This is a genomic window from Eikenella sp. (assembly GCF_057315495.1).
This window is the reverse complement of record NZ_DBHKXY010000049.1, coordinates 1-9,237: the sequence shown is the minus strand read 5'-3', so window position 1 is coordinate 9,237 and position 9,237 is coordinate 1. Positions and strand designations below refer to the sequence as shown.

At 56.2% G+C, this 9,237-nt stretch carries 13 protein-coding genes and 1 pseudogene; 5 read left to right on the top strand and 9 right to left on the bottom strand.

Annotated features, from left to right (window positions below; translation table 11 throughout):
• Positions 1 to 454, top strand: a pseudogene (locus ACO6EE_RS08965) (RNA ligase); the annotation flags it as partial.
• Between the two features lie 110 nt (positions 455 to 564).
• Here the strand turns inward: ACO6EE_RS08965 and ACO6EE_RS08960 are convergent.
• Both ACO6EE_RS08960 and ACO6EE_RS08955 read right to left on the bottom strand, forming a co-directional pair.
• Positions 565 to 1,008, bottom strand: a complete 444-nt coding sequence (locus ACO6EE_RS08960; RefSeq protein WP_485960702.1) for an RpiB/LacA/LacB family sugar-phosphate isomerase — start codon at positions 1,006 to 1,008, stop codon at positions 565 to 567.
• A 75-nt stretch (positions 1,009 to 1,083) separates the two neighbouring features.
• Complete coding sequence (locus tag ACO6EE_RS08955) at positions 1,084 to 1,809, bottom strand: B3/B4 domain-containing protein (protein WP_485960701.1); 726 nt, start codon at positions 1,807 to 1,809, stop codon at positions 1,084 to 1,086.
• Positions 1,810 to 1,918: 109 nt separating this feature from the next.
• Here ACO6EE_RS08955 and ACO6EE_RS08950 point away from each other — a divergent pair, with 109 nt between their 5' ends.
• The 3 genes from ACO6EE_RS08950 to ACO6EE_RS08940 all read left to right on the top strand — a co-directional run bounded on the left by ACO6EE_RS08950 (position 1,919) and on the right by ACO6EE_RS08940 (position 3,802).
• Positions 1,919 to 2,773, top strand: coding sequence for a segregation and condensation protein A (locus tag ACO6EE_RS08950; RefSeq protein WP_485960700.1), 855 nt, complete (start codon positions 1,919 to 1,921; stop codon positions 2,771 to 2,773).
• Positions 2,774 to 2,906: 133 nt separating this feature from the next.
• Positions 2,907 to 3,377 carry a PaaI family thioesterase gene (locus tag ACO6EE_RS08945; protein ID WP_485960699.1) on the top strand — a complete coding sequence of 157 codons (471 nt, stop codon included), beginning with the start codon at positions 2,907 to 2,909 and terminating at the stop codon, positions 3,375 to 3,377.
• Complete coding sequence (locus tag ACO6EE_RS08940) at positions 3,374 to 3,802, top strand: PaaI family thioesterase (RefSeq protein ID WP_485960698.1); 429 nt, start codon at positions 3,374 to 3,376, stop codon at positions 3,800 to 3,802. The genes ACO6EE_RS08945 and ACO6EE_RS08940 overlap by 4 nt, the downstream gene beginning before the upstream one ends.
• Before the next feature lie 193 nt (positions 3,803 to 3,995).
• Here the strand turns inward: ACO6EE_RS08940 and ACO6EE_RS08935 are convergent, their stop codons facing one another.
• The 7 genes from ACO6EE_RS08935 to ubiU form a co-directional block, all read right to left on the bottom strand.
• Positions 3,996 to 4,793: a formate/nitrite transporter family protein gene (locus tag ACO6EE_RS08935; protein ID WP_485960697.1), complete on the bottom strand. Its 798-nt coding sequence runs from the start codon at positions 4,791 to 4,793 to the stop codon at positions 3,996 to 3,998.
• Positions 4,794 to 5,038: 245 nt separating this feature from the next.
• A complete protein-coding gene (gene ubiT / locus ACO6EE_RS08930; protein ID WP_485960696.1) occupies positions 5,039 to 5,482 on the bottom strand; it encodes a ubiquinone anaerobic biosynthesis accessory factor UbiT in 444 nt (147 codons plus the stop codon).
• 12 nt (positions 5,483 to 5,494) lie between these two features.
• Positions 5,495 to 6,415 carry a U32 family peptidase gene (locus ACO6EE_RS08925; protein ID WP_485960695.1) on the bottom strand — a complete coding sequence of 307 codons (921 nt, stop codon included), beginning with the start codon at positions 6,413 to 6,415 and terminating at the stop codon, positions 5,495 to 5,497.
• A gap of 41 nt (positions 6,416 to 6,456) precedes the next feature.
• A complete protein-coding gene (locus ACO6EE_RS08920; RefSeq protein WP_064084940.1) occupies positions 6,457 to 6,708 on the bottom strand; it encodes a hypothetical protein in 252 nt (83 codons plus the stop codon).
• An 11-nt stretch (positions 6,709 to 6,719) separates the two neighbouring features.
• Complete coding sequence (locus ACO6EE_RS08915) at positions 6,720 to 7,052, bottom strand: hypothetical protein (RefSeq protein WP_485960694.1); 333 nt, start codon at positions 7,050 to 7,052, stop codon at positions 6,720 to 6,722.
• Positions 7,053 to 7,113: 61 nt separating this feature from the next.
• A complete protein-coding gene (locus ACO6EE_RS08910) occupies positions 7,114 to 7,725 on the bottom strand; it encodes a GyrI-like domain-containing protein (RefSeq protein ID WP_485960693.1) in 612 nt (203 codons plus the stop codon).
• Positions 7,726 to 7,760: 35 nt separating this feature from the next.
• The gene (gene ubiU / locus ACO6EE_RS08905) at positions 7,761 to 8,834 is read right to left on the bottom strand and encodes a ubiquinone anaerobic biosynthesis protein UbiU (protein WP_485960692.1); all 1,074 of its coding nucleotides are present in this window, start codon (positions 8,832 to 8,834) and stop codon (positions 7,761 to 7,763) included.
• 306 nt (positions 8,835 to 9,140) lie between these two features.
• Between ubiU and ACO6EE_RS08900 the strand changes: the two genes are divergently transcribed.
• The coding region (locus tag ACO6EE_RS08900; protein ID WP_485960703.1) for an alanine--tRNA ligase-related protein at positions 9,141 to 9,237 on the top strand (97 nt) is incomplete at its 3' end.

The window sequence follows — 9,237 nt, the reverse complement described above, 5'->3', positions numbered from 1 at the left end:
TGAAATCACAGACGCGAAAGACGTCCACATCATCCGCGAAGAATTGGGCGAAACCCTAATCGGCTGCATCGATGTGGCGACAGGCCGTCAGTTTACCGAAGCCGAATTGGACGAAATCGGCAAACAATACGGCATCCGCCGTCCCGAAACGCTGAAAAACATCACGTTCGGGGAGCTGAAAGGTCGTCTGAAAAACGTGGAACACGAAGGCTTTATGGTATTTGATGCGCAAAACGGCGAAATGCTGTTCAAGCTCAAATCACCGTATTACCTGATTTCCAAGTTTCTAGGGCGAAGCAACGAAAGCAACATCGGACGCAAGCTCGACAAACGCCACGTCGATGAAGAGTTTTACCCCTTAATCGACCACATCCACGAGTATCGCGAAGCGTTCAACGCTATGCCGGAACTGGATAAGATTGCGTTTATTCAAGCATTCTTGCGCCAGCTGTGAGAATAGCTGAGAAAGAAAAGGCTACCTGAAAACGAACGCAGTGAGTTTCTGCGAAGCTAAAGTTTCAGGTAGCCTTTTATGTGTTTACGGTTTGGAAAAATACAAACCCGTCAAACACCGCGCTCGAAGGCTTCGATTTCGCCCACCTTCGGCGCATAACCACTAGAAGTGTCGTGGCGCAGATCCAGCCAGATGTTGACCAGCGCCCAGGCGGCGGGGGCGGCGATGACGTTTTGCCCCATGCACAGCACTTGTGCGTCGTAGTTTTCCACCGAGCCGCGCAGAGTGAGCAGATCGTGTGCGGTGGCGGCACGGATACCGCGCACTTTGTTGGCGGCAATCGCGGTGCCCACGCCCGTGCCGCAAATCAGAATGGCGCGGTCGGCGCGGCCGGCGGCTACTTCCTGCGCGGCGGCAAAGGAGAGCTGCGGATAGGTGCCGTCTGGCGACGACAAATCCACCAGGCTCGCCACGCGCGGGTCGTTTTGCAGATGTGCTTTGAGTGCGTTTTTCAATTCAACGCCGTTGGCCGGCGCGGCAATCACGAGTTTCATCAATCGTTCCTTATTCTGATGTGGGAAATGCAGCCAGTATGCGCCGCTTGGCTGCTGCTTTCAAGCCGTGTTGCCTCAGTGTAATTCTGCCTCTTCCTGCCCTGCCCGAACAATTTGGTGGGAAATCGTGCCGCCACAGTATTGCGTGATCAGTATGCCCAACTCTTCCTGTGCGGCACGTAGCTCGTCGTCTCCCACTTCGGCTAATGCTTCAATCACAAACACGCAGTGGGTTGTATCTGGGCTAATGACGGTGCGTGCCACTTCACGCCAATTCCAGCGTCGGCAAATGGCGCCGGCGTTGTCTTTATAGAAAATCTCGCCCTCTGCTGGTGCCTGTGCCTCATCTTTGCCCAACACAACCACCGGCACTTCATCCGCACCGGCATAGGTTAGCTGCAGATTACCCTGCATGGCATCTAAATCTTCCCCGCCCACCGGCATGGTGTATTTGAGCGAAATATAGTTATAAATATCTACCAACGGGCTGATGCTGCCCAAGCCTTTTCCTTTAGAAACGCGCTTATATAGCGCTTCTACTGAGCTAGGATATTCTTTGGCTTTCACGCCGAATTGTCGGTATGCCTCGCGCCAGGCAGCAATTTTTGGCAACTGTGCCACAGGCTGTCCTCCGCAATTTTCTGCTACATTGTTTGCCGCCTGTTGCAATTGCGGCAGGAAAGCAGCCGCATCTGTCTTATTGTTTACCCCGCATGCCACACTAATGCCGATGCGCAAGCCGGGAAATTGGGTAAACAATTGTTTATCTGCTATAAATTTCATCTTAATTTTCCTATTCACTCAATCTTGGCTGAGAGTAGGCAGATTATACGAATAGCAGATTGGTAAGCCAATACGGCAAAGGCGATATAATCCCTGCTTTCCACGCCCGCCAAAGGCTACCTGAAACATGCCCGCTTCCCCGCCCGATATGCCGAGCAGCCCCGGCATCGCCACGCTGTTCGGCCAGCCGGTTACCGATCTGCCCGCCGATCTTTTCATCCCGCCCGATGCGCTGCAGGTGGTGCTGCACAGTTTTGAAGGCCCGCTCGATTTGCTGCTGTATCTTATCCGCAAGCAAAACATCGACGTGCTGGATATCCCCATGCTCAAAATCACCGAGCAGTATTTGGCCTATATCGCGCAAATGGACGAGCAAAACCTGGATTTGGCCGCGGAATACTTGCTGATGGCGGCCGTGCTGATCGAAATCAAATCGCGCCTACTGCTGCCCGCGCCGCCCGCTGCCGAAGATGAAGACATTGCCGACCCGCGCGCCGAATTGGTGCGCCGCCTCTTGGCCTACGAGCAAATGAAGCTCGCCGCCGTAGGGTTGGACGCGCTGCCCCGTGCCGGCCGCGATTTCGCCTGGGCGTATCTGCCGCTGGAAATCGCCACCGCCGCCAAGCTGCCGGAAGTACAGCTGGCCGACCTCACCCAAGCCTGGCTCGCCATCCTCTCCCGCTCAGGCCAGCGCCGCAGCCACACGGTGGTGCAGGAAAACGAAGCCCTCTCCGTGCGCGCCACCATGAGCCGCATCCTGCGCCGTCTGCAAGACGGCGGCTGTCGCTTTAGCCGATTGTTTGAGCCGGAGAGCGGCATAGCGCAGGTGGTGGTGTGCTTTATCGCCCTGTTGGAGCTGGTGAAGGAAGGGCTGGTACGCCTCACCCAGGAAGACGGCGCGTTTGGCGATATTTTGGTGTGCCTGCCCGGTGAGGCAGATGAAACCGCCGTGCTGCAAAGCGAAGACGATGATGCAAACTAATAGCAAGGCAGGCTGCACATGCAGCGATATGGTTTTCAGCCGGCCTTGACAAGGCCTTCTGCCAGCCAAACAATAACACCGCGCCGCCTCCTAAAGGCTACCTGAAAATAGATTGCTCCCAGTAGAAACCGCCATGCCTGTAAATCCTGCCCTCTACCGCATCATCAGCCAACACTTCCTCGACCTTCCCCATTCCCGCGCCATCGGCCTGCGCTACGAAGGCATCCGCGCCCGCCGCCCCGTGCTCAGTTTCAACTGGCAGCCCCACCTCGTTGGCCGCCACGACACCCAAATCATCCACGGCGGCACCATCACCACCTTGGTCGATATGGTTTCCGCCTGCGCGGTAACCGCCCAGCTGCCCAGCGCCGAAATCCTCGCCACTCTCGATATGCGCATCGACTACATGCACCCCGCCACTCCCGGCCGCCGCATCTACGGCCGCGCCGAATGCTACCGCCTGGCCGGCCAAGTGGCCTTCGTGCGCAGCAGCTGCTACCAAGAAGACCCTTCCGACCCCTTTGCCTTGGGCATGGCCACCTTCATGCGCACCCCGCTCACCCCCGCCGAACAAGCCAAGCTACAGGAGATGTTGCAAGCATGAGCACCCCCTTAATCCTATCTCCCAAGCTCACCGCCGAAGCCGCCGAGCTCATCCCCTACAACGGCTTCATCGGCCTGCAATGCGGCGAATCCAACGGCACGCCCCTGTTTGCCCTGCCATACAAACGTGAAAATATCGGCAACGTCTTCCTGCCCGCCCTGCACGGCGGCATGCTCGGCGGCTTCATCGAAAGCTGCGCCGTGCTCTTTCTCTACCGCCAGGCCGGCCTTGCCGAGCTGCCCAAGATGATCGATTTATCTATCGATTACCTGCGCAGCGGCAAGCCGGAAACCACCTACGCCCGCTGCACCCTCACCCGCCAAGGCAGCCGCATTGCCAACGTGGCGGTGGAAGCCTGGCAGTCTGATCCCGCCAAACCCATCGTGGTGGCGCGCTGCCACTTCCAAATGCCCGCCGCGGAATAGTTTTCCGCATCTGGTATGCGCAAAATTTCAGGTAGCCTGTTTAACGGAAAACAGGCTACCTGAGATTTTTATAATGAATGAAAAAGAATGCTACGGCGTTGGCTCGCCTTGCCATACTGTCGGTACTATCTGCGGCTCGCCGCCTTGTCTCATCCTTATTTTCATCTGCTCTATTGGGATGACGCACCAATCCCTAATCCACATACTCTCCCTCATCCTTATTCAAAAACGCATACGGCACGCCAATCAGCAACCCGCCGCCAATCCAATTGGCCACAAAAGCCACGCTACAATGGCGCAGGATATTCAAGGCCTCAAAATGCGACACGCTATCGGCAATCTGATTGAAGCCCACCAGCGCAAACGAAGCAAAGTTTGCCGCCACGTGTTCGTTGGCCAAAAATACAAACATATACACCGCCGCAAACACTGCCGCAATCTTCGCCGCCTGCTCCTTCAGCAACAGATACGCCACCACCGCCACGTTCACAAACATATTGGCAAAAATCCCCTCCGCCAGTACCAAGCCGTTTGGCCGCTCCAGCTTATGCCCCACCATATTGGCCAAATAGCCATCCGCCGAAATATGGGCAAACGCGCTGGTTTGATTGAACAGCCAGGCGGTGCAAATCGAACCGATTAAATTAAACGCCGTGCAGTAGAGCAAAATAATCAGCGCCTTTTCCCATTTGATTTTTTTTAGGAAGGTGCCGGCCGTGAGATACATCATATTGGAAGTGGTGAGCTCTGCATTGAGAAACAGGATATACACTAGCCCCCACGAGAAGAAAAACGGGAAAGCAAACCGCCCCAGCGAAGGGTGCACCGTATTGAGCACATCCGCCGCAATTACGCCTGTGGCCGGCGTGAGCGTGAGCAGCATGCCGGCAATCAGCGAACGCAGCGCATACTTTGCCTTGCTGTGCTCAAACAGCCACGCTTTCTTGTGGCAGGCCTGCTCGATTTTTTCCACAAATACGGATTGCGCCATAGCGGTTCCCTTTTCAAATTGGATCGCTTTTAAATTATGATTTGTATGTTTCAGGTAGCCCTGGCTAACGCCGGCATAGGCTACCTGAAAACTTCTCTGGTGCCGGTGTCGGCATTGCTCTGTCGGCTTATCGAGTTGCTGCGGTGTAGCCTATCCGTTTTAGCTGCCTCAGGCAAGCACGGCAGGCTACCTGAAAGCGGCGGCTTCAACACAGTCCAAACAAAGCGGAAACACCCCTCGAGCACCTATTCAAACATTTCCTGCCATTTCACCAACTGTTCGGCAAACGGCCACTCCACGCTGTCGAGCAGGTTTTTGGTAATCAGCCCCAATTCGGTGTCGCCTTCGATTTGCAGTTTGCGGTTGAAAAACAGGGTATCGGGGTCTTCTTCGCGCAGCATCATGCGCAAGAAATCCATACCGTTGGAGGCAAGCCGCAAATCGGGCGTGCCTTCGAAGCGGCGGTCGAGGAAGCGTTCGCTATCGGCGGTAAAGCGCACGGTAATGCCGGCATCGAGCACGTCGATTTCGAAGGTGCGGCCGTCAAACAGGCTCATGTCGGCAGGCAAGAGGCCGCGCTTGAGCATGAGGTTGAGGGTTTTAACCAGCGCGAAACGCGGCGGCAGGGCGGGCAGGCGGCGACCGATTTGGGCGCACCATTGCGGCAGGGTGATGTCGGGCAGGGGCATGATGATTTCCTTTCAGGCGGCGTTGGTGCCGTAGGCTTTGCGGTGGGCTTCCACGGCTTCGATGCCGGGTTTACCCAGCCAGTAGCCGTCCACGGGTGTGCCGGTGGATAGGCGGGCGAGTTCGGGCAGGGCTTCGTCTAGGGTGGTTTGGCCGTCGAGCACGGCGCGGTGCAGTTCGATGATGCGCGGCATGTCGGTGAGCTGGGGCGAGAGGCGCAGGATGTTTACGCCGATGGCGGCCATGTCGGCATGGTGCGGCAGCAGGCATTGGCTGCCGTAGGACATGGTTTGGATGCCGTTGATGGTGAGGAACGGCTGGCCTTCGCGGGTGTTCATGGTGAGGCCGTGTTCGTGGTCGAGGCAGCGGAATTCGCAGCTGTCTTTGTTTAGGTTGTAGTGCCGCGCGGTGAAGCAGCGGGACGAATAGGCCAAGGGGATTTTGCCCCAGGCGAAGATTTCGGTTTCGAGGCCGTCTGAAAGGCGGGCGATGTCGGACACTTTGTCGCGGGCGAGTTCGGCGGGGGCGACCCAGCGGTATGCGCCGAGGCTTTGGAAGAGTTGCAGGGTGGCTTCGTTGTAGATGTTGAGGCTGGCGCCGGCCACGAAGGGGATACCGTGTTCGCGGGCGAGTTTGACCGCGCCCATGTCGTTGGCTTCGATTTTAAATTGGGTTTGGCCGGTGATTTTGCGCAGGCGTTTGAGGTCGGATTCGCTTTCGAGCAGCACTTGGGAGGAAAGGATGATTTCCTTGCCGCTGTCGGCGAGGTCTTGGGCGAGGCCGAACCAGTCGTCGAAACGCATTTTCTGGCGGCGGGAGCAGACGGTTTCGCCCAGATAGATGGTGTCGAGCGGGCTGTCGAGCATTTGGACGTAGAATTCGAGCAGGGTTTCTTTCTGCCAGAAGAATTGGATGGGGGCGAGGGAGAGTTTCATGGGTGTTCCTTTGTTTTTTGTCTTTTCAGACGGCCTGGGGGCTACCTGAAAATCGTTTGGGCAAAGCGGGCAATGTTTTTCCGGTTTACGGCCTGCAATACAACGACGGCTTCGTTTTCTAAAAAATCGGCGGCGGAATCATCGGCATAGGTTTGATTGAGGCGGCATAAATCGTAGAAGGTAAAAACAAACTCTTGCCCGTTGATATGCAATGGAAAATCCAACAGGCAACCTTTGCTCTCGGCTTCAAATTCGGCCAGGTCATCAAACCATTCCGGAAAGGTGATGTGCATAGGATTCCTTTTCAGACGGCCTTATTGTGTTCGGTTTCGGCGGCGTAGATATATTGCATCAGCGTTTCGATAAAAGCGGCCAAATCGCGCTGCCACGAGTGGCGGTTGGTTTTGGTGAAATACAGCGATATTTCAGGCTTTTCCATTAAGTAGCAGCCGAAGCTGGCATACAGCGGTACGAGGCCGGTGTCGTGGGCGTTGTGGAAGGCGATGGTCAGCGGCAGCGTGAAATAAGGGTGCGCAAGCGTCCACACGGCGGGGAAGGCAGGGGTATCTTCTTCGACAGCCACGGTCAGGTCGTGTTTGTATAGGGCGTTGCGCAGGTCTTCGATGTATTTTTTCATGCTCTTATTTTTTGCGCTGTTTTTCAGGTAGCCTTTCAGACGGCTTTGAGGCTACCTGAAATTATTCCACCGCATAGCGCAGAATGGTTTTGAGTTTTTCCGGCGCGGTTCGGTTGGCGTTGTTCAGATAAATTTCGCGGTGCGTATCGCCGCTGCGCCGCAGACCGTGTTCTTGGCAGAAGTTATCCATTTTGGCAAACGAAGCGGGCTCATCATCAAACCTGCCAACGTGCAGGATGCTCACGCTTTTGCCGTCGGCCATGCGCTCGAAGCGTACTTCTTCATACAGCGGATTGGGTTTCTTAATGCGCGTTTTGGCCAGCGCGTCCTGCCACATTTCGGGCGTGATGAAATCGGGCTGGGCAATCATGATGGTGTAGGCCAGATTGTCTTTATCCAACTTGTCCGCACCCGCCGTTTTTTGCCGCCAAACGCCTTCCAGCGGGTAAACGGCAAAATCATCAACGGCCTGCCCGGTTGCGGATTTTTTGTAGTTCATCTTCACGGCATAGGCGAGGCTGTACAGCGCGCCCACGCGTTCGGAAAAATCGGCGGCGTTGGGATTGCCTTCGCCGTCTAGCATAATGAACGATTGCTCGGGCACATCCAGCAACACAGGCTGCGCCTTAATTCCGTATAAGTCTTTATGAACCTTCTTCCATTCTTGTTTCATAAGCATTTTCCTTTTGCTTTAAGGCTACCTGAAACCTACTTCCAAGGCCGGTTATATGCGCCCAGCGTGCTTTGGCTGCCTTCGGACACCTTGCCCAAAGCCGCGTCCCATGCGGGGGTTACACGGTAGTGCGCGGGGTCGGCGGCAGCTGCGTCCAAAGCCTGCCGCAGCGTGCGCGTAACCTGCGCGGTGTACATCGGGCTGCGCTGGCGGCCTTCCACCTTCACCGCCGCCACGCCGATTTTGATGAGCTGCGGCAACACTTCCAACACGTTCAGGCTGGTCGGCTCTTCCAGCGCGTAATAGGTTTCGTCGTTCACTTCAAAACGGCCTTTGCACAGCGTGGGGTAGCCCGCCGATTCGTCTTTGTTGAACTGGTCGATCATCACCTGGTTGAGCCGCACGTTCATTTTGTCGGGCAACTGCTCCCAGCGCACGGCCTTGGCGGGCGAACACACGCCCTGCATATTCGGTGATTCCCCCGTGGCGTAGCTCGACAGGATGCAGCGGCCTTCCACCATCACGCACAGGCTGCCGAAGCCGAACACTTCAATCTCCACATCCGTGTTTTCAATCACATGCTGCACTTGGTCTATCGTCAGCACGCGCGGCAGCACGGCGCGGCGGATGCCGAACAAGTCCTTCATTAAATTGATGGCTTCGTAATTGGTGGCCGATCCCTGCACCGACATGTGCAGCCGCAGGTTCGGATATTTTTCGCAGGCGTAGGCCATCACGGAGGGGTCGGCCACAATCACCGCATCCGCGCCCAAATCGGCGGCGGTATCGATGGCGCGCCGCCAGCGTTCCACCTGCCCAGCCTGCGCGTAGGTGTTGATGGCCATCAGCACCTGCCGCCCGCGGTCGTGGGCGTAGCGTATGCCTTCGATGATGGATTTTTGGTCGAAATTCAGGCCGGGGAAATTGCGCGCGTTGGTCGCGTCTTTCAGCCCCATGTAAACCGTGTCCGCGCCGTTGTCCACGGCGGTTTTCAGGGCGGGCAGGTTGCCGGCGGGGCAGACGAGTTCGGGGATGTTGCCACGCTCGGTCGGCTGCGGCTGGGTGGCGGGTTTGGTGTGGTGGGTGGGCTGGAAGTCGTCAAACAGCATGGCGTATCCGTTTGTCTGTGGGCAAATATTGGGCATTCTACGGGCAAGGCGGCGGTTTGGCGCTGATTTAAATCAACATCGTTGGGCAGGTATTTTTTCAGGTAGTCTGCGCCTCAGCAAATAAGGCTACCTGAAAGCGTATTTTCAATTTTCAGGTAGCCTGCAAGCGAAAGGCTACCTGAAAATCCTGCCCTTTCATCCACCGTGCAAGTAGGCAGCCACCTGCAATATGCAGTAAAATCACGCCCAATTTTTGTTAAGCGCACCAGCCGCCCGAATCATTATTTTGAAAGACACTGAAACGCCATGAAAACCACCGAACTACGCCAAAAATTCCTGAAATTTTTTGAATCTAAAGGCCACACCATCGTCCGCTCCTCCTCGCTCGTGCCACACGACGACC

Excerpts from the sequence above, each read along its gene's own strand:
- ACO6EE_RS08960 (WP_485960702.1), bottom strand. The coding sequence starts at position 1,008 with ATGAAACTCGTGATTGCCGCGCCGGCCAACGGCGTTGAATTGAAAAAC.
- ACO6EE_RS08950 (WP_485960700.1), top strand. The coding sequence starts at position 1,919 with ATGCCCGCTTCCCCGCCCGATATGCCGAGCAGCCCCGGCATCGCCACG.
- ACO6EE_RS08945 (WP_485960699.1), top strand. The coding sequence starts at position 2,907 with ATGCCTGTAAATCCTGCCCTCTACCGCATCATCAGCCAACACTTCCTC.
- ACO6EE_RS08940 (WP_485960698.1), top strand. The coding sequence starts at position 3,374 with ATGAGCACCCCCTTAATCCTATCTCCCAAGCTCACCGCCGAAGCCGCC.
- ACO6EE_RS08935 (WP_485960697.1), bottom strand. The coding sequence starts at position 4,793 with ATGGCGCAATCCGTATTTGTGGAAAAAATCGAGCAGGCCTGCCACAAG.
- ubiT (WP_485960696.1), bottom strand. The coding sequence starts at position 5,482 with ATGCCCCTGCCCGACATCACCCTGCCGCAATGGTGCGCCCAAATCGGT.
- ACO6EE_RS08925 (WP_485960695.1), bottom strand. The coding sequence starts at position 6,415 with ATGAAACTCTCCCTCGCCCCCATCCAATTCTTCTGGCAGAAAGAAACC.
- ACO6EE_RS08920 (WP_064084940.1), bottom strand. The coding sequence starts at position 6,708 with ATGCACATCACCTTTCCGGAATGGTTTGATGACCTGGCCGAATTTGAA.
- ACO6EE_RS08915 (WP_485960694.1), bottom strand. The coding sequence starts at position 7,052 with ATGAAAAAATACATCGAAGACCTGCGCAACGCCCTATACAAACACGAC.
- ACO6EE_RS08910 (WP_485960693.1), bottom strand. The coding sequence starts at position 7,725 with ATGAAACAAGAATGGAAGAAGGTTCATAAAGACTTATACGGAATTAAG.
- ubiU (WP_485960692.1), bottom strand. The coding sequence starts at position 8,834 with ATGCTGTTTGACGACTTCCAGCCCACCCACCACACCAAACCCGCCACC.